The 18,531-nt window shown below is 52.0% G+C and carries 15 protein-coding genes; 7 read left to right on the top strand and 8 right to left on the bottom strand.

Annotated features, from left to right (window positions below; genetic code table 11):
- Positions 1-80 precede the first annotated feature (80 nt).
- Positions 81-158 carry a stress response protein AzuC gene (gene azuC / locus EDI29_RS23215; protein ID WP_014914323.1) on the bottom strand — a complete coding sequence of 26 codons (78 nt, stop codon included), beginning with the start codon at positions 156-158 and terminating at the stop codon, positions 81-83.
- A gap of 392 nt (positions 159-550) precedes the next feature.
- Between azuC and EDI29_RS11955 the strand changes: the two genes are divergently transcribed.
- From EDI29_RS11955 to EDI29_RS11945, 3 genes are all read left to right on the top strand, one after another.
- Complete coding sequence (locus tag EDI29_RS11955) at positions 551-1,744, top strand: multidrug efflux MFS transporter (protein WP_137741134.1); 1,194 nt, start codon at positions 551-553, stop codon at positions 1,742-1,744.
- A gap of 144 nt (positions 1,745-1,888) precedes the next feature.
- A complete protein-coding gene (locus EDI29_RS11950) occupies positions 1,889-3,250 on the top strand; it encodes an esterase-like activity of phytase family protein (RefSeq protein WP_137741092.1) in 1,362 nt (453 codons plus the stop codon).
- Positions 3,251-3,630: 380 nt separating this feature from the next.
- Complete coding sequence (locus tag EDI29_RS11945; RefSeq protein WP_137741091.1) at positions 3,631-5,862, top strand: LamG-like jellyroll fold domain-containing protein; 2,232 nt, start codon at positions 3,631-3,633, stop codon at positions 5,860-5,862.
- Positions 5,863-5,998: 136 nt separating this feature from the next.
- Here the strand turns inward: EDI29_RS11945 and EDI29_RS11940 are convergent, their stop codons facing one another.
- The 6 genes from EDI29_RS11940 to ada form a co-directional block, all read right to left on the bottom strand.
- Positions 5,999-6,685, bottom strand: a complete 687-nt coding sequence (locus tag EDI29_RS11940; protein WP_137741133.1) for a GntR family transcriptional regulator — start codon at positions 6,683-6,685, stop codon at positions 5,999-6,001.
- 90 nt (positions 6,686-6,775) lie between these two features.
- On the bottom strand, positions 6,776-8,242 hold the full coding sequence (locus tag EDI29_RS11935; protein WP_137741090.1) for a mannitol dehydrogenase family protein: 1,467 nt from the start codon (positions 8,240-8,242) through the stop codon (positions 6,776-6,778).
- A 56-nt stretch (positions 8,243-8,298) separates the two neighbouring features.
- Positions 8,299-9,633: an MFS transporter gene (locus EDI29_RS11930; protein WP_137741089.1), complete on the bottom strand. Its 1,335-nt coding sequence runs from the start codon at positions 9,631-9,633 to the stop codon at positions 8,299-8,301.
- A 110-nt stretch (positions 9,634-9,743) separates the two neighbouring features.
- Positions 9,744-10,958 carry a D-mannonate dehydratase ManD gene (gene manD / locus EDI29_RS11925; RefSeq protein ID WP_107168207.1) on the bottom strand — a complete coding sequence of 405 codons (1,215 nt, stop codon included), beginning with the start codon at positions 10,956-10,958 and terminating at the stop codon, positions 9,744-9,746.
- A 324-nt stretch (positions 10,959-11,282) separates the two neighbouring features.
- On the bottom strand, positions 11,283-11,939 hold the full coding sequence (alkB, locus tag EDI29_RS11920; RefSeq protein ID WP_137741088.1) for a DNA oxidative demethylase AlkB: 657 nt from the start codon (positions 11,937-11,939) through the stop codon (positions 11,283-11,285).
- The gene (ada, locus tag EDI29_RS11915; RefSeq protein WP_137741087.1) at positions 11,936-13,066 is read right to left on the bottom strand and encodes a bifunctional DNA-binding transcriptional regulator/O6-methylguanine-DNA methyltransferase Ada; all 1,131 of its coding nucleotides are present in this window, start codon (positions 13,064-13,066) and stop codon (positions 11,936-11,938) included. Before ada ends, alkB begins: the two co-directional genes overlap by 4 nt.
- A gap of 275 nt (positions 13,067-13,341) precedes the next feature.
- On the opposite strand from ada, the gene EDI29_RS11910 reads away from it, so the two are divergent.
- Together EDI29_RS11910 and EDI29_RS11905 are read left to right on the top strand one after the other, a co-directional pair.
- Positions 13,342-14,121 carry an L-threonylcarbamoyladenylate synthase gene (locus tag EDI29_RS11910; protein ID WP_137741086.1) on the top strand — a complete coding sequence of 260 codons (780 nt, stop codon included), beginning with the start codon at positions 13,342-13,344 and terminating at the stop codon, positions 14,119-14,121.
- A 113-nt stretch (positions 14,122-14,234) separates the two neighbouring features.
- On the top strand, positions 14,235-14,897 hold the full coding sequence (locus EDI29_RS11905) for a DNA-3-methyladenine glycosylase family protein (RefSeq protein ID WP_137741085.1): 663 nt from the start codon (positions 14,235-14,237) through the stop codon (positions 14,895-14,897).
- Between the two features lie 9 nt (positions 14,898-14,906).
- Here EDI29_RS11905 and EDI29_RS11900 read toward each other — a convergent pair whose 3' ends face one another.
- Positions 14,907-15,377: a multidrug/biocide efflux PACE transporter gene (locus EDI29_RS11900; protein ID WP_137741084.1), complete on the bottom strand. Its 471-nt coding sequence runs from the start codon at positions 15,375-15,377 to the stop codon at positions 14,907-14,909.
- Positions 15,378-15,517: 140 nt separating this feature from the next.
- Between EDI29_RS11900 and EDI29_RS11895 the strand changes: the two genes are divergently transcribed.
- Positions 15,518-16,396: a LysR family transcriptional regulator gene (locus EDI29_RS11895; protein ID WP_137741083.1), complete on the top strand. Its 879-nt coding sequence runs from the start codon at positions 15,518-15,520 to the stop codon at positions 16,394-16,396.
- 485 nt (positions 16,397-16,881) lie between these two features.
- On the top strand, positions 16,882-18,525 hold the full coding sequence (gene fumA / locus EDI29_RS11890; RefSeq protein WP_137741082.1) for a class I fumarate hydratase FumA: 1,644 nt from the start codon (positions 16,882-16,884) through the stop codon (positions 18,523-18,525).
- Positions 18,526-18,531: the final 6 nt, after the last annotated feature.

The raw sequence follows: 18,531 nt of genomic DNA, 5'->3' as shown, positions 1-18,531 counted from the left end.
TTACGTTGATTCTCAAAATGCGTCGGCCCCATCAATAAACAGGCCGCCAATATGGCGGCCTGTTTGCATAGCACAGATTCTTAGAACAGTGCGCCAGGCGGCACGTCTTTATAGGTATTCAGGTAAGCCGCCAGCATTTTTTTAAAGAAGTTACGCACTTTTTTCACCTTGGTTTTACTTAGCTTATTGTTTAATTAAGCAATAGTTTTAATCACGCGATGGAATAACTTTTCTCTTAATGGCGATGCTTTGCCTTATGTCGGTGAATTGTACAACGACTGCCTGGCAAAAGCACATTTTTTGTGACGTGAATCACAAAATTAAATTTACCCGCACTATCCCCTGCTCATGCTGATTTTCTTTTGTTGCGAATCATTACCCTCAGTAACCAATACGCTGTGGGCTATGCTATGCTCATGATGAAAGACGAAATTTTAGTCACTGTCCGTTATTAATTGAGCGCTATTCGCTAGCGGTTAGCCCGCTTTTTACGCAGGGTAACCACAATTTCGCCATTGGTTATTCGCTGATGAAGGCCCCTTCCGCCCACATGGAAACCTGGAAACTTAACCTCTTCTCTGCCTGGCTGGGATGCTTTTTCACCGGGCTGGCCATGAGCCAGATACTGCCCTTCTTGCCACTGTACATTGAGCAGCTTGGTGTTAATTCACACGAGTCGCTGAGCCTGTGGTCTGGTTTGATCTTCAGCTCGTCTTTTCTCATCTCTGCTGCCGTGGCACCACTGTGGGGAAGCCTCGCCGATCGTAAGGGGCGCAAACTCATGCTGCTGCGCGCTGCGCTCGGCATGGCGATCGTGATGTCGCTGCAAGGGTTAGCGACCAACGTGTGGCAGTTGTTCATCCTGCGTTCGTTAATGGGGCTGACCTCCGGCTACATTCCCAACGCGATGGCGCTGATCGCCTCACAGGTTCCGCGTGAAAAAAGCGGCTGGGCGCTGGGGATGCTATCGACCGGACAGATCGCAGGCGTCATCCTCGGTCCCTTATTCGGTGGCTTTATGGCCGACTATATCGGGCTACGTATCGTCTTTTTCATCACGGGAGGCATGCTGTTTACCAGCTTCCTGATTACGCTTTTCGCCATTAAAGAGAGCGTGGTTAAGGTCACCAAAGAGAATCGACTCAGCGGGAAAGCGGTCTTTGCTTCGCTTCCCTATCCAGCACTTATCATCTGTCTGTTCATTACGACAATGATGATCCAGATGGCAAACGGCTCCATCAGCCCTATTCTCACCTTATTCATCCGCGATCTGGCTCCCGGTACGGACAATATTGCTTTTATCAGCGGCGTGATTGCGGCCATTCCTGGCGTTTCCGCCCTGCTATCGGCACCACGCCTTGGCCGTTTAGGTGACCGCATCGGCGCACATCGTGTCTTGATCGCCGCGCTGGCGATCAGCGTACTGCTATTCCTGGTCATGGCTGTGGTACAAAGCCCCACACAGCTTGGCATTCTGCGTTTCATGCTGGGCTTTGCCGATGGCGCACTGATGCCAACCGTGCAGGCGCTGTTGGTCAAATACAGCAGTCAGCAGGTGACAGGCCGCATCTTCGGCTATAACCAGTCATTCATGTATTTAGGCAACGTGCTGGGGCCACTGATGGGTTCCGGTGTCTCCGCCCTGATGGGGTTCCGCTGGGTGTTCGTCGTCACCGCTTTTCTGGTGTTATGCAATACGCTGCAACTCTTTTTCACCTTCAGGAAACCACGCGGAAAAGGATAGCGGCAGACTTTCTAACCAGTGATGTGTCATGAAAACCGCATGCTTCATTTCAAAATCAAGCGTGCGGTCACAGAACTGACATGTCTATTATCTATGCTCCGACGATACTTCAGTCAAATCGATCCACATCAAAGAGCAAACGCCATGAAACACACGTTGTTAGCACTGCTGGTTGCCGGGTTTTTGCCGTTCAGCGTTCAGGCCGCAGGAGAAAAAGTGACGCGTTATGTCGTCACCTTCCCGGCCAGCGATCATGTTTCATATCAAGGCAAATTCGCCAAAAATTTTCCCAACGGTCTGCCTGTCGGTATTGGTTCTGGTCTTTACTTCACGGGCAAACAAGGCGATGACCTCATGTTCACTACCGTCACCGATCGTGGCCCGAACGCCGATTCGCCGCTGGTCGGAGAGAAAGAGGCCAAAATCTTCGCTAGCCCCGACTACGCACCGCTAATTATGGATATTCGGGTTAGCGCGAACGCTGCCGAAGCTATAAACCCACGCTCGCTGCACGATGCCGAGGGCAACATCACCGGTCTGCCACTGCCTGCGGATTTTATTGGTACCACCAACGAAGTGGCGCTGAATGACGCGCTACAACCGCTCAGCACCAGCCAGCGCGGACTGGACACCGAAGGGATCACGCCGGATGGCAAAGGCGGCTTCTGGCTGTGTGATGAATACGGCCCGTTCCTGATCCATATTGATGCCAGCGGAAAAATTCTGCAAAAATTTGGGCCAACGCCTGCGGGCAATGAGCACTCCGTCGCCAGCGGCTTACCAAACATCATCAAGTGGCGTCAGCCAAATCGGGGTTTTGAAGGGCTGACTCGCCTGCCGGACGGCACGATCGTCATGGCCGTGCAAAGTACGCTGGATATCGACGGCAAAACCAAAAACAAAGCGCAGTTTACGCGTCTGGTGATGTTTAACCCGGAAACGCAAACCAGCCGCATGGTGGGCTACCCCATCAACATCGACAGCTATAAGAAAGCGAAAGATGCCAAAATTGGTGATATCGTCGCTCTGGATAATCAACGCATCCTGCTGGTAGAGCAAGGTGCGGATAAAGACAAGCAGATGCAGAATCGCATCTATCTGGTCGATCTCAGTAAAGCGAGTGACCTGACGCCGTTCGATGCCGATGGCAAATCACCAGAATTTGACGATCTCGCCCGGTTAGAAAAACGCGGCGTTACGCTGGCGCACAAGCAGGAGTTGGTGGATCTGCGTAAGCTCGGCTGGCAGCAAGAAAAAGTAGAAGGTCTGGCGCTGGTCGATAAACAAACGCTGGCCGTCATTAATGACAACGACTTTGGCCTGCAATCCGAGCTGCAATCCCCCGTGAAGGCGAAAGATAAGGCGGACGACTATCAGGTGACTACCGATGGAAAACTTACGCGAGATGGAAAGGCGGTCGATACAACGTTGGAAATCAAACCGTTGCAGAAACCAGAAGCCGACAACGAGCTGTGGTTGATTCATCTGGCACAACCGCTGGAGTAGCGTTTTCAATACGGTCTTATTTTCAACCAGATAATACCTGGTGCCTGACACTCACCAAAGCACAGCGCCAAAGAAGAGGCTGACATAATGCCTTATGCTCATTGATTTTCATCAAAAAAATCAATGAGCGCTTCCCATGCTATCCGTCATAGAGCGCAACATTCTTCCAGCACGATTTCCCTCGACACCTTAATAAAGAAAGCCTTATTTTCAGCATTCGATGGCAACACAACCCAAAAAATGGGTACTGAGCAACAAGGGAACCGCCTGTCCTTTTCCTGTAGCCTGATAATCGGCCGATCGTGGAAAAACCGGAGCGGTGTTACTCATACTCATCGGTGAAGTGATTAAATACAAATAGATAGGGAAGTTAAACCACCATGAAAAAAATATCACAACAGACGGACAACAGTAATTCGAACACATCCACGGGGTCACACTCGGAAGCAACAAGACCCGAGTCGTTACCTCGCCGCCGCTTTTTACAAGCGGGTGCAGGGGCGGCTGTCAGTGGATTATTGGGCCAGTTCAAAGGGAGTTTCCTCACCCGAGCCATTGCCGCAGTCGCAACAGGCGCTATTGCCCCCTCAATTTATGCCGAAGATCGCACCTTCACGCACCCAGGCTTATTGCACACCGAAGAGGATTTTTCTCGCATTCGGGAAAAGATCGCCCGCAAAGAGAGCCCCTGGACAGAAGCATGGACACCTTTTACTGCGGATGTTTATTCACAGTTAGGCGCCAACCCGCGAGCGGCAGAAAACCTCGTGCGCGGAGGAGAAGGACAAAACTTCCCGATTTTATATATCGATGTGCAGCGTTCCTACCGTCTGGCGGTGCGCTGGAAAATTACCCAAGATAAGGTCTATGCCGATGAGGCGCTGCGTTATCTCAATGCCTGGTCTTCTACCCTGAAAACGATCACGGGTAACGCAGACCGCTGGTTAGCGGCTGGTATCTATGGCTACCAATTCGCTAACGTCGCAGAGATTATGCGAACTTACTCCGGCTGGGCGCGCACCGACTTTGAACGTTTCCAAAACATGATGCTGACGATCTTCTATCCGATGTCACGGAACTTTTTGGACGTTCACAACGGTGCAGATATTACGAACTACTGGGCGAACTGGGATCAGTGTGCGATTGCCAATATTTTGGCGATCGGCGTGCTATGTGACCGCCCGGACATCTATCAAGAAGCCATTGATTATTATAAATATGGTCAGGGTAATGGCGCGGGGATGTTAGCCGTAGCACATGTGCATCCTGGCTATCTGGGGCAATGGCAGGAAAGTGGTCGCGATCAGGGACACACGACGTTAGGCATGAGCCTGGGAGCCGCATTCTGTGAAATGGCCTGGCATCAAGGCGATGATATCTACGGTTATGCCAACAACCGTTTTCTCGCCGGTGCCGAATATGTGGCGAAATCCAACCTGACAGACGAAAGTGGTGCCTATTATTCAGTACCGTGGAAAAATTATCGTAATCGTCATGGCCTGATGGAAGGACTTGGCACCGTCAGTCAGGGGAATAACCGCCCATGCTGGGAGACTATCTACAATCACTACGCGAAACGCAAAGGGATTGCGACGCCCTACGTTTATAAATACGTACAGAAGATTACACCAGAGAATGGCGGTGGGGGTGATGGTACGGGCTACGGCACGTTATTGTACACGCGCGATCTGGCCGTCGAGAGTTCAGAGCTGAAACCCACCGGCTTAACCGCTTATCGTCGTGGCGAAAGCATCGAGCTTTCATGGTGGGGCGTCGTCGGCGCCACCAGCTATACGCTTGAACGTTCAACCTCAGCAAATGGCGCATTCAGCACCCTCGCTTACGATATTGCCGATCTACTGACCTATACCGACCGGAATATCGCCACTAGCGCAACCCGCTATTACTATCGCGTTAAGGCCGTGATCAATGGCGGGGAAAGCCGTGCGTCTGATGTGGTCAGCGTCACTATCAAGGCAGAAGAAATTTTCCATCTGGCGTTCAATGAAGGTTCGGGCACCACGCTGGCTGACAGCACCGGGAAATGGGAAGCCAGCACCTTACACGGCGGAGCCACTTGGGGAACGGGGCCAGATGGTTCGGGTGTTGCACTGATTTTAGATGGGGTCGATGGTCATGTCAGTTTACCCGGAAAAGTAATGGAAAATTTAGGTGATTTCACCGTCATTACCCGCTTCAGTGCTGACGACAAGCGAACCTGGGCACGTATTTTCGACATGGGTTCGGGCACCCGGCGCTGGATCGCCCTATTGCCATACAGCAATCAGGGCAAGCCTTCATTCAGAATATCCAGTTTACACGGTTACATGATGGAAGCATTTGAACCCGCAACCGAGACATTCCCCGTTGGTCGCTGGGTCACCGTCGCGCTTACCCTGTCTGGTAATGTCGGGATTATGTATATTGACGGCAAAGAAGTCGCGCGAAGTGAAACGCTCACTCTGGCACCTTGTCAGCTCGGTGAGCTGAATGCGGCGTATCTTGGGCGTTCGCAATACCCGACCGATCCTTATATGAAGGGACGCTATGATTATTTCAAAATTTATGATGGTGCCTTGAGCGGCAGTGAAATTGCGGCGTTATCGCGCTGAGGCAGTAAACCATTACAACTGGGAGCGTAAAACGTCAATGCTGTGAGCGGTAACAGGATAGGATGACGTCCCCCACTCGCTGAGGACAATAGCTTCAGCGAGTGTTTCCAATGAGATCATTTAGCGCGGCAACTACTCAGACCTGTTCGAACCAATCGCTATTCTGTTGCGCAATCGGCGTGATCGAATAGATCATTTCCTGCAAATGTTCACGGATCGCTTTTTCAGCCGCATCGGGATCGCGCGCTTTCAGGGCGCTAAAAATCAGGTAGTGCTGTTGGATCAGACTTGGCGGGGGAGAAACCTGGCTCAGGCTGAGAAAACGCACGCGATCCATCGTTGCTTTGATCGATTCGATGGTTTCCCACGCCAGCGGACAGTTAGCAATCTGAGTCAGAAGCTGATGGAAGCTGTCATCGAGGCTAAGGAACTCGCGTACCTGCTCATTCTGCGCAGCCAGTTCCTGACGGCGTAAGTTGTGCTCCAGCGTTAGCAGTTGCTCATCCGTCACCATTTCGGCTGCCCGGCGCACAATGGCACATTCCAGCGCCTGACGGATAAAGCGTGCATCCGCCACGCGCTGCTCGGAGATCTTCATCACAAACGTACCGCGCTGCGGCATGATCTGCACCAGACCGGCTTCGGCCAGCTTGATAAAGGCTTCTCTAACCGGCTGGCGGGAAACATCAAAACGCACAGAGATTTCTTTTTCAGACAGCAACTTACCCGGCGGAATATTGCATTCCACAATGTCTTTGCGCAGTACGCGATAAATTTGCTGGTTGACTGGTTCGCTGTTGTTAATCTGAAAAGAGGTATCCATGCCGCTGTGCTTAGCCAAGAAATTTACCGCTTATGATACACGCTTAGCGCAGCGAGTGTCAGTGTTACCGAACTCGCCGCGCTTTTCAGCCTACCAGACTCTCTCCTGCAACGTTTCTTTCACGCCCTTCGCTAACAGTGACAGATAGTGCTGCGTCACTGACGCTACAAAAGCGGGGTTCTTCGGTAAATCCTCACCGAAAATCGCCGTTAACGTCAGCAACGCCGCGACTCGGCTTTCTCCTTCCTGACTGGATTGCACCGTTTTAACCATCACCTCTTTTAACGGATCGCTGATTTCAATCGGTTGCCCTTGCTCATCTATACCACCGACATAACGCATCCACCCCGCCACACCGAGCGCCAGCGCATCAAAACGGCTGCCGTTCGCCAGATGCCAGCGGATCGAATCCAGTATCCGCTGCGGCAGTTTTTGCGAACCGTCCATCGCAATCTGCCAGGTGCGGTGTTTTAGCGCCCGGTTACGATAGCGATCCAGCAGCGCATCCGCATAGGCGGCGAGATCGACACCCTGCGTACGCAGCGTCGGTGCCTGCTCACGTAGCATCAGATGGTGTGCCGCCGCGACCAGCGCGCCGTCCTGCATACATTCGCTGATGTGCTGGTAGCCAGCAAGATAGCCCAGATACGCGAGAAACGAGTGACTGCCGTTGAGCATACGCAGCTTCATTTCCTCAAACGGCAGCACGTCCTGTACCAACTCCGCGCCCGCTTTTTCCCATGCGGGACGACCATTAACAAAGTTATCTTCAATCACCCACTGGAAGAACGGCTCACAGGCGATCCCCGCCGGATCGGCGACGCCCAGTTGCCCCTGGATCGTCTCCAGCGTTTCTTCGGTGATAGCGGGAACAATCCTGTCAACCATTGTGGACGGAAAGGTGACGTGCTGTTCAATCCAGCGCGCCAGTTCGACATCCTGCTGCTCGGCCAGTTGCACGATCACGTTGCGCGTAACGTGTCCGTTCTCTGGCATATTGTCGCAGGACATCACGCTGAATACCGGTAGCTGGCGTTCCCGTCTGCGTTTGATGGCAGCCAGAATCACACCGGGCAGGGAGCGTGGTTCTGCGGGTAACGCCAGATCGTGGCAAATCAGCGGATGTTCACTATTTAATTGCCCCGTCGCCGGATGGTGGCAATAGCCTTTCTCCGTCACAGTAATCGATACGATGGCGATATCCGGCGCGCTTAGCGCTTCCAGCACCGCCTCAATGCCCTCAACTTCCGCGTGCAGCGCACCGGTCGCGACACCGATGATCCGGCTATGCCAGCCGCTGTCCGCCATTTCGGAAACCGACCACAGTAAATCCTGCTGGCGAATGGCTTCAATCTGCTGCTCGCCGCCGATCAGGTTAATCTCGCAATAGCCCCAGTCGCTGCCCTGCTCCGCCGCCAGCTTATCGGCACAGACCGCCTGATGTGCTCGGTGGAATGCGCCAAAGCCAATATGCGCAATACGTGTTTTTAGCAGGCGTCGGTCGTAACGCGGCACCACAACTTGCGGCTTAAGAGTAGAAAATTCATTAATACTCATCGTTATCCCTGGTGTTGGCAAAATTTAAATAAAAGACACAACATATTTATGAATAATTAATTCTTACCCCACGAGTGCAACTCGCGCTTAATTCGTTTAGGTGCAGTCTCTGGCATTAATAACAAACCGACGATAGAAATAACGCCTAATACAATTACATAAGCTGCCAGACCATAATAATGGCCACCGGTCACCTGAAGAATTTTAACTGCCAGCAACCCAAGAACCCCGCTGCCAATTAATGACCCGACCTGCCATATTAAGGCGATACCGCTACAACGGATGTGCGTAGGGAATAACTCTGGAAAAAATGATGCCTGTGGTGCATAACACATGCTGTGACCAATAGTTAATACCATGATCATTACAAGCTGAGTTAACCAATAACTATCTTGATTGATTGCCAGGAAGAAAGGAACAATCATTACAACCTGAAGCAATGCACCAATGATATAGATAGGCTTACGGCCTAATTTATCAGAAAGATGTCCCATTAACGGTATTGCCATAATTTCCAATATCACTGCAACGATCATCGTTTCCATCAATAAGGTTTCATCAAGATGATTCGCTTTACCATATGCAAGCACGATAACGGTAAACATCGCGAAGGTACATGCTTCAACAAGTTTGGCACATACCCCTTTAGCAACGATACCAGGAAAATCGCGAATAACTTCGATAACAGGACGTGACTCCGCAGCTTTTGTTTCTCTAATCTGCGCAAAAACAGGTGACTCATCAATTTTTAAGCGAATAAAGAGCCCTACGATAACCAGCAACAAACTCAGCAAGAACGGAATACGCCAACCCCAGTCCAGCATCTGTTCAGGAGAAAGCACTTTATTTAGCACTGCAAACAAGGCGAGAGGCAGAAGGAAGCCTGTCGGCGCACCGATTTGTACCCAACTGGAAAAAAAGCCTCGACGTTCAGGTTGAGAATACTCAGCGGTCATCAAAACAGCTCCCGCCTGTTCTCCCCCAACGCCAAATCCCTGTAAGACGCGGATTAAAATTAATAATATTGGAGCCCAAATACCAATTTTTTCATAGGTAGGTAACAGGCCAATACAGAATGTACCTAAACCTACAATTAAAATAGTAATGACCAGTGCTTTTTTACGCCCCACTTTATCGCCAATATGTCCAAAGACAATCCCCCCCAATGGACGGGCAAGAAAGCCAACGGCATAGGTTGCAAAAGCAGCCAACGTACTAATTAATGGATCTGAACTTGGGAAAAATAGTTGACCAAAAAATAAAACAGCCGCAGTGCCATAGGCAAAAAAATCATAATATTCCGCTGCCGTACCAATGGCTGATGCAGTTGCAACACGTTTTATCACTGGTGTATTATCATGAACGTCTTCAACATGGTTTGCACTAGACATAATTATATTATTACCTTTTAAGATATATCATGAGAGTAGTGCATTATTGAATGTGAATGTAGGTAAGATGTTCTATTCACTAATACACTATAATTATTTTATTTTTCTTATTACCAATTCCACAACGTACCGTCTTCCAGACGGGCAACCGGCAAATAAGCGGGGTCATAGGGATATTTGGCCGCCAGCTTTTCATCGAACTCAATGCCTAATCCCGGCTTTTCACCTGGATGCATATAGCCGTTATCGAATGTCCAGCTATGTGGGAACACTTCCAGCATTTGCTCCGAGTAGCCCATGTATTCCTGCACACCGAAATTTGGCACCCAGAGGTCAAAATGCAGCGCCGCCGCCATACAGATAGGTGACAGATCTGATGGCCCGTGCGAACCGGTGCGCACCTGATAGAGAGAGGCAAAGTCGGCAATGCGGCGCATACCGGTAATCCCGCCCGCGTGGGTAATCGTGGTGCGGATGTAGTCAATAAGCTGTTCTTCAATCAGCTGTTTACAATCCCAAATGCTGTTAAAGACTTCACCGACGGCAATCGGCGTGACGGTGTGCTGACGGATTAAACGGAAGCACGCCTGATTTTCCGCAGGCGTCGGGTCTTCCATCCAGAAGAGACGATGATCTTCAACGCTTTTACCAAAGCGCGCCGCTTCAATCGGCGTCAGACGATGATGCATGTCGTGCAACAGGTGCTCGTTGAAGCCAAACTTATCGCGCACCGCTTCAAACAGCTTAGGCGTGAAATCGAGGTATTTTTCTGTGGACCACAACTGCTCTTCCGGCCAGTTGCCTTTCGTCGCGGGCTCATACGCCAGCCCTTTTCCTTTCGCCATGCCATAGGTGGTTTTCATACCCGGCACGCCGCACTGCACGCGAATCGCCTTGAAACCCTGATCGCGATGCTTGGCGTAATCATCCAACACTTCATCAATCGAGTGGCCCGTCGTGTGGCAATACACCATGACGCCCGTGCGCGATGCGCCGCCCAGCAGTTGATAAAGCGGCATGTTGGCGGCTTTAGCCTTGATATCCCACAGTGCCATGTCGACCGCCGAAATCGCGGACATGGTCACTGGCCCACGACGCCAGTACGCGCCTTTGTAGAAATACTGCCAAATGTCCTCAATCTGGTGCGCGTCACGCCCGATAAGCTGCGGACACACATGGTCTTTGAGGTAAGAGGCGACCGGCAGCTCACGCCCATTGAGCGTCGCATCGCCGAGGCCGGTTAATCCGCTATCTGTCGTAATTTTCAGGGTGACAAAGTTCCGTCCCGGGCAGGTGACAAACACTTCAGCGCTGACAATCTTCACGTTACTTATCCTTCTGTGCATGTAGCCATTCGTTTATGCTGACTACCATACAAGTATATTAATAACGATAATTTGAATTGCCTCACACTTATTAACCTTTGCAACATTTATCTAAAGCCCGTGAGTGGCGGGGAAGAGGAACTGGAATGCAATAAGGGACAAAACGTGGAGAGAAAAGTGGATGCGGCGGCGGAGTATTCAGACAGCGTGCAAAAGAGGGGATGAACGCTGAGCCTGTCCTGTTGCAATACACGTTCTATCCATCCAAGACTTTCGTACAGCAACTCTACTGAACGGATTCACTCATGCGGACTGGTATTTTACTCATCCCGCTTTACGAAATGTCAGATTAAAACGGCATTCATCCGTCATCCCTTCCGGCACGCTGCCATTTTTCAACGGCAGAATACCGTGAAAATAGAGCCGAGATTCACCGCCCCAGACCACCACATCGCCGTGTGTCAACGGAACCCGTTTTGCTCTATCGCTACGCACCATACCGCCAAACAGGAACGTCGCGCTAAGCCCCAGCGAGACGGACACGATTGGCTGGCGAAAATCCCGTTCATTTTTATCCTGATGCAGAGACATACGCGTGCCGACATCATAGCGGTTGATCAGGCAGGCATCCGGTTCAAAATCCGCAAAACCAGCTTCACTCGCCGCCTGCTGCGCCAGTTGGAAAAAAACCTCCGGCATCGCAGGCCACGCTTCCCCGTTCAGCGGATCGTGTGAAGTGTAGCGATAGCCGCGCTCATCCGTCACCCAGCCGAGCCGACCGCAGTTACTCATTGCCACCGACATCACAAAGCCGCCCGGCGTGACCATCTTACGCAGCGGCGCACATGCAATGACGGTTTTCAGTGCCGCAAGCAGCGTCGGGACGTCGTCATAAGCACGACCACGCAAGATGACCGCACCCGGTGCCAGCGTTTCCGTCCAGCGACGTGGCGTTTCATCGGCAAATAAATCAAAATTCACAGTGATGATTCCTCTGGCTGATGCACAATCTGTTCTTTTTCCATCGGCTCTTTCTCGACCCGTTCCTTCTCCAGCAGAGCACGCTTACGCTCAATACCCCAGCGATAGCCTGACAGCGCCCCATCATGCCGCACCACACGATGACAAGGGATCACAACCGCCAGCCGGTTCGCCGCACAGGCACCCGCGACAGCGCGCACGGCGGCGGGCGTCCCAATCCGCTCAGCAACCTCACGATAGCTCAGCGTTTCTCCTGCCGGGATCGCCCGCAGTGCTTGCCAGACACGCTGCTGGAATGCCGTACCGCGAATATCGAGAGGCAGCGTCAGCCCAATGGTCGAATCGTCGACAAATCCGACGACCTGCGCCATCCGTTGTTCAAACGCCGCATCACCACCGACCAAATGCGCATTAGCAAACATCTCCTGAAGCGAGTTGAGCAGAGGTTCAGGTTCGTCTCCCAGTAAGATCGCACAGATCCCTTTCTCGCTTTCCGCCACCAGAATCTCGCCAAGTGAGCAGCGGCCAACGGCAAAGTGGATCGTCATCCCCTTTCCCTTGTGCTGAAACACCGTCGGCGTCATCCCTAAATGCGCACCAGCCTCGGCATAAAAGCGCCCGCTGGTGTCATAGCCCACCGCGATAATCGCTGCGGTCACCTCGCCGTTGTCTGCCAATTTTTCACGTAACTGCTGGTGACGATGGGCGCTGGCATACTGTTTTGGTGTCAGACCGGTTGTGGTTTTGAATAGGCGATGAAAATGGAACGCGCTTATCCCCACGGCTTGAGCCAGCATCGCCAGCGTTGGCGGACGATCCGACAGTTCAATCATCCGACACGCGCGGGCAATCTGCTGTGCCTGCTGTTCTTGCCGCGACATGATTCCTTGCCGACACCGTTTACACGGGCGATATCCCGCCGCCAGCGCCTCATCAGCCGTCGTGAAGAACAGCACATTTTCACGCCGAGGCTGACGTGATGCGCAAGACGGTGCACAGTAGATGCCCGTCGTCTTTACTGCGTAGATAAACCAGCCATCGGCCACTTTATTACGCGTCACTACCGCCTGCCAGCGCGAGTCTGCATCCTGAAACGGCATATCGTTAAGCATCGTGTCGTTGCGCATGTGCACACCCCATTCCAGTTTCAGTATTACTGCCGATCTTAATATTACGGAAAGTCACACCATGCGCTAACGCTAAACCAAAGCCGCCCAGTGCACACGTCCAACTCTTGCTTTTTCATTCGGGCCGCTCTCGTACAGGAGCGATGACAGGCACAAGAAAACAGTCTAACAGTGATATTTCCGTCGACATTTGCGGTTACTTTTCGAACAAATCTGTGACGCGAATCAATGGTACACGGTGGGACTCAGATTTTTTCTCTGCAATCGGAGGTCACATGAGCGGAAATAGGGTCCACTGGAATGGCGGTTTACATGATGATGCAGTGCAGATTATGTCACGCGGTGGGGGAATCATCGTTTCCCCCACTAAAGTGGGTTACATCATCATGGCTTCAGATAAAGTCGGGCTAGAACGCAAGTTTGATGCCAAACAGCGCAACCGCAACAAGCCGGGCGTCGTGCTGTGTGGCTCTCTCGCACAGGTGAAAGCGCTGGCGCAGTTGAATCCAGAAATCGAACAGTTGTATCAGCGCCATTGGGATGCCGATGTACTGCTAGGCTGCATCCTTCCCTGGCACGATAGCGCATTAGCGCGTATCCCCAAAGACGGATCGAAAGCGTTGATGATGGACGATCGCAAAACCAGCTGTTTCGTGATTAAATTTGGTAAACCGAGCGAAATTCTCACACAGGCGCTGTGGGAAAGGTACGGAAAATTAACCTTTGCCAGTTCAGCCAACCCGTCCGGTAAAGGCAACCGAGGCGAGGTAGAAGGTATCGGCGAGCGTATTCATGCCTTCGCCGATCTGGTTATCGAGGCTGACGATTATGTGAAAGCTATCCAGCCGAATAAATCTCATGACACACGCTATGAACAGGGAGTCATGGTGTCGATGGTAGATACAGACGGCCAGCTGATACCGGAACAGAAAGGAAGACGTAGCGTGTTCCCTTGCCCCGCGCTGATACGTAAGGGGCTGGATATGGACAAGGTGATGTCGCTGATGTCTGACACCTTCACCACTTGGGACTATCGGCACGGCGATTATTATTAATGTGTCACAGCGGCGTAGCCAGCCGCTGAAATATCCTTTCCCTGATAGCGCACCACGCGACAATCTCCTATGCTCGTTTCCTGTCCTTTGCGTTCTTATCACGGAAGCCGTTTATGCCATCCTATCCGTCGTCGGATTTCATGCAACACGCCAAAGCCCATCTCAGCGCCATCAACACACGCTGGGCCAGCGTGATCGATCAGGTTGGCGACTGCCGTCATCAGACCGCGCCACATCGTGAACCTTATGAAGCACTGATGCGCGCCGTCGCCTATCAGCAGCTAACGACACGCGCCGGCGATGCGATGGTCGCGAAGCTCCTGCGGGTACATGACGATGTCTTTCCCAGCCCACAACAGATGCTCGCCTGCTCCACAGACACATTGCGGCAGTGTGGTTTTTCCGCTCGCAAAGCGGATACGCTACACGACATCGCACAGGGTGCGTTGAGCGGGCTGGTGCCCAGCCTCAAGCAGGCGGCAAATATGGACGACGACACGCTCATTCAGCAGCTCACGTCGCTAAAAGGAATCGGGCGCTGGACGGTGGAAATGTTTTTGATTTATTCGCTGGAACGCACCGACATCATGCCGCTCGACGATTTGGGCATTCGTCAGGGATTACGCTACGTCTATGATTTACCGGATATGCCGAAGCCGCGCGAATTGCAGGCGTTCAGCCTGCCCTGTCAACCTTACCGCACGGTGGCATCATGGTATTTATGGCGATCGCTTGAACTACCGGCGTATCAGAGTTTTAAACTGACACACCGGTGAAGCACAGGGTTAGCGCAGACGGGAGTTGGCTGACATGCGCTGGACATGATTGCGGCGGTTCACAATACGTTCACGCAAGGTGTCGTAGGCCCAGTTATACGCCACAGTGTAAGGCAGGAAGAACAGGAAGAAGCCGATCTCCACCATTAGCGCTTGCCACAGCGTGATATTCAGCATCCACGCCGCCAGCGGCAGACCAATCAGAATAAATCCGCCTTCAAACCCCAGCGCGTGAGCGACACGGATCGGTAGCCGACGCTTAACGCGATCCGCTGGCCATAGGCGATCGAATATCGCGTTGTAGATCATATTCCAGATCATTGCGACGCTGGACAGCATAATCGCCAACGCGCCCATGTCGAAAAGCGGTTTATTCAGTAGCCAGGCACCCGCTGGCGCACAGATCATTAACGCAATCAGCTCAAAGCCCACCGCATGGTACAAGCGTTCACGTAAGGTTTTGCTGGTCTTGTTCTGCATAGCACATTCACTTTTATTTATTGCACGTTACTGGTCAATTTTTGCCATGACCATGGATGGCATCGTATTACCGCCTTATTTTCATCGCATAAGATGGTAGAGTAAAGTTAGATTCCATCGATAAAATCGATAGAGGTACGATGCGATATTCACCAGAATCCTTGCTGGCTTTTGTTACCACCGTTGATGCGGGCTCGTTTTCTGCCGCCGCCCGACGATTACATAAAAGCCAGTCCACCATCAGCGCCGCGATAGCAAATTTGGAAACCGATCTGGGGCTAACGCTGTTTGATCGATCCGGCCACCAACCTGTTCTGACGCTGGCAGGTAGAAAAGTGCTTTCTCACGTACAGGCCATCTTATCCGCCAGTGAGGAACTGGATGAGCTGGCGATTCGTCTGGCCGACCATATCGAGCCCCGCCTGACATTTGTGCTGTCCGATATCTGGCAGGCCACTCATTACGAACCGGTGATTCAGCGTTTCGCACACAACTTTCCCGATATTGAATTTGAATGTCTGGTTGCGGAAGGCGATGACGTCATCGATCTACTGCAACTGGACCGCGCGCATGTTGGGCTGGTACGCGCCCAAACGGATTATCCACCCGATATCGCCGCCGCGCGTTTGCAGGTTAAGACTGAAATGGCCGTCTTCGTGTCGGCAGCCCACCCGCTTGCGACTGAGAAAACCGTAACCCGTAGCCAACTGGCAACGATCCGCCAGCTCTATCTCAATACCTATAAACGCAGTGACCGACCGCAGCCGGAAGGGATCGTCTGGTCTGCGCCGTCCTACCTTATGCTGTTGGAAATGGCGCAGCAGGGGCACGGCTGGAGCATTCTGCCGCGCTGGCTGGTGGCACAATATGACCGACAAAAACTGATAGAACTGCCCGTTGCAGGCTGGCCACAGTGGATTGACGTCGATGTCGTCTGGTCTAAACCCCATCCACCCGGCCCTGCTGGACTATGGATGATCGACAATCTTCTTGCCCAACAAGAGAGCACACCGTTATAACCTTGCAAAATTACAGCAGTAATCATACGAGCCACGACGCAGTGGCTTTTATGATTAGCCTGCTTTTTCGCGGAGAGATAAAAGGCCGCTAACAGCGTCTTTATCTCGTCAAGTAATAACATTAAAGGTTAAATGGTTATTGTTTTTAATTTAACCGTTTACTTTACTTAATTAAGGCAATTAAAAGAGAAATATTTTCACGTCCTATCGTACATATTTTCCTGTCTCCGCCATGTGTGGGAAAGCCGTGCTGCGTAGCGATTTCGCCCGTCTACCGCAGGGAAAAAATAACCCGTCACATCATTATTATTGTGATGTACCAAAGTGGTACTTCCCGACAAAAAACCATACTATTATGGTGATTACTACTTTTGTATTCGAGACATTCCTGTAGTGCTGCGTAATACGCCTTACCTTAATAATAAGACGTTGAATCCTATAAAGGTCGGAATTTATTAATTAATGCCATTGCAAGTGAGAAAAAAATGTCGAATAAACCCTTCTATTACCAAGATCCTTTTCCACTCCGTAAAGATGACACCGAATATCGCCTGCTGAGCAGCGATTTTGTCTCTGTCGCTAAATTTGAAGGTCAGGACATCCTGAAAGTCGAGCCAGCGGCGCTGACTCTTCTGGCCCAACAAGCCTTCCACGATGCTTCTTTCATGCTCCGCCCCGCTCACCAGCAGCAAGTTGCCGATATTCTTAGCGATCCGGAGGCTAGCGAAAACGATAAATACGTTGCCCTGCAATTCCTGCGCAACTCCGAGATTTCTGCCAAGGGCATCCTGCCGACCTGTCAGGATACGGGTACGGCGATCATCGTGGGTAAAAAAGGTCAGAACGTCTGGACTGGCGGCAACGATGCCGAAGCGCTATCCAAGGGCGTGTACAACACATTCATTGAAGACAACCTGCGTTACTCGCAGAACGCCGCGCTGGATATGTATAAAGAGGTCAACACCGGCACCAACCTGCCCGCGCAGATTGATCTCTACAGCACCGAGGGCGAAGACTATAAATTCCTGTTCGTCACCAAAGGCGGCGGCTCTGCCAACAAAACCTATCTGTACCAGGAAACCAAAGCGCTGCTGACGCCGGGTAAACTGAAGAGCTTCCTGATCGAGAAAATGCGTTCATTGGGCACCGCGGCCTGCCCGCCGTACCACATCGCCTTTGTCATTGGCGGCACCTCGGCAGAAACCACGCTGAAAACCGTTAAGCTGGCCTCAACCAAGTACTACGACGAACTGCCGACCGAAGGTAATGAACACGGTCAGGCGTTCCGCGATGTGGCACTGGAACAGGAGATTCTGGAAGCGGCGCGCGATCTGGGTCTGGGCGCACAGTTCGGCGGCAAATACTTTGCACACGACGTGCGGATTATCCGCCTGCCGCGCCACGGCGCATCTTGCCCCGTCGGTATGGGCGTGTCCTGTTCCGCTGACCGTAATATCAAAGGCAAGATCAACCGCAAGGGCATCTGGCTGGAGCAGTTAGAGCAGAATCCGGGCAAATATATCCCTGAACATCTGCGTGAAACGGGCGAAGGCGATGCGGTTAAAATCGACCTGAACCGTCCGATGGCCGAGATTCTGAAGACGCTGTCGCAGTATCCGGTATCCACCCGCCTTTCCCTGACTGGCACCATCATCGTGGGTCGTGATATTGCTCACGCCAAGCTGAAGGAACGTCTGGATAACGGCGAAGGGCTGCCGCAGTACATCAAAGATCACCCGATTTACTACGCGGGACCAGCAAAAACGCCGGAAGGCTACCCGTCCGGCTCGTTAGGCCCGACCACCGCTGGCCGCATGGATTCCTACGTCGATTTACTGCAAGCCAACGGAGGCAGCATGATCATGCTGGCGAAAGGCAACCGCAGCCAGCAGGTGACCGACGCGTGCCATAAACACGGCGGCTTCTACCTCGGCAGCATCGGCGGCCCGGCAGCAATTCTGGCGCAGAACAGCATCAAGAGCCTGACCTGCGTGGAATACCCGGAACTGGGAATGGAAGCTATCTGGAAAATCGAAGTCGAAGATTTCCCAGCCTTTATTCTGGTCGATGATAAAGGCAACGATTTCTTCCAGGTAATCCAGAGCGCCAAGTGCGTGAAATGCGGTTAAGTTAAA

It is taken from the genome of Pectobacterium polonicum (genome assembly GCF_005497185.1).
Taxonomy (GTDB): domain Bacteria; phylum Pseudomonadota; class Gammaproteobacteria; order Enterobacterales; family Enterobacteriaceae; genus Pectobacterium; species Pectobacterium polonicum.
Note: the sequence above shows the minus strand (reverse complement) of the source record. Positions and strands in the feature narration are given on the sequence as shown.

Bases quoted from the DNA above. Each gene is read 5' to 3' on its own strand.
- EDI29_RS11910 (WP_137741086.1), top strand. From the start codon at position 13,342: ATGAGCGGAAATAGGGTCCACTGGAATGGCGGTTTACATGATGATGCA.
- EDI29_RS11895 (WP_137741083.1), top strand. From the start codon at position 15,518: ATGCGATATTCACCAGAATCCTTGCTGGCTTTTGTTACCACCGTTGAT.
- EDI29_RS11930 (WP_137741089.1), bottom strand. From the start codon at position 9,633: ATGTCTAGTGCAAACCATGTTGAAGACGTTCATGATAATACACCAGTG.
- EDI29_RS11900 (WP_137741084.1), bottom strand. From the start codon at position 15,377: ATGCAGAACAAGACCAGCAAAACCTTACGTGAACGCTTGTACCATGCG.
- EDI29_RS11935 (WP_137741090.1), bottom strand. From the start codon at position 8,242: ATGAGTATTAATGAATTTTCTACTCTTAAGCCGCAAGTTGTGGTGCCG.
- EDI29_RS11905 (WP_137741085.1), top strand. From the start codon at position 14,235: ATGCCATCCTATCCGTCGTCGGATTTCATGCAACACGCCAAAGCCCAT.
- ada (WP_137741087.1), bottom strand. From the start codon at position 13,066: ATGCGCAACGACACGATGCTTAACGATATGCCGTTTCAGGATGCAGAC.
- EDI29_RS11955 (WP_137741134.1), top strand. From the start codon at position 551: ATGGAAACCTGGAAACTTAACCTCTTCTCTGCCTGGCTGGGATGCTTT.
- fumA (WP_137741082.1), top strand. From the start codon at position 16,882: ATGTCGAATAAACCCTTCTATTACCAAGATCCTTTTCCACTCCGTAAA.
- EDI29_RS11950 (WP_137741092.1), top strand. From the start codon at position 1,889: ATGAAACACACGTTGTTAGCACTGCTGGTTGCCGGGTTTTTGCCGTTC.
- EDI29_RS11945 (WP_137741091.1), top strand. From the start codon at position 3,631: ATGAAAAAAATATCACAACAGACGGACAACAGTAATTCGAACACATCC.
- EDI29_RS11940 (WP_137741133.1), bottom strand. From the start codon at position 6,685: ATGGATACCTCTTTTCAGATTAACAACAGCGAACCAGTCAACCAGCAA.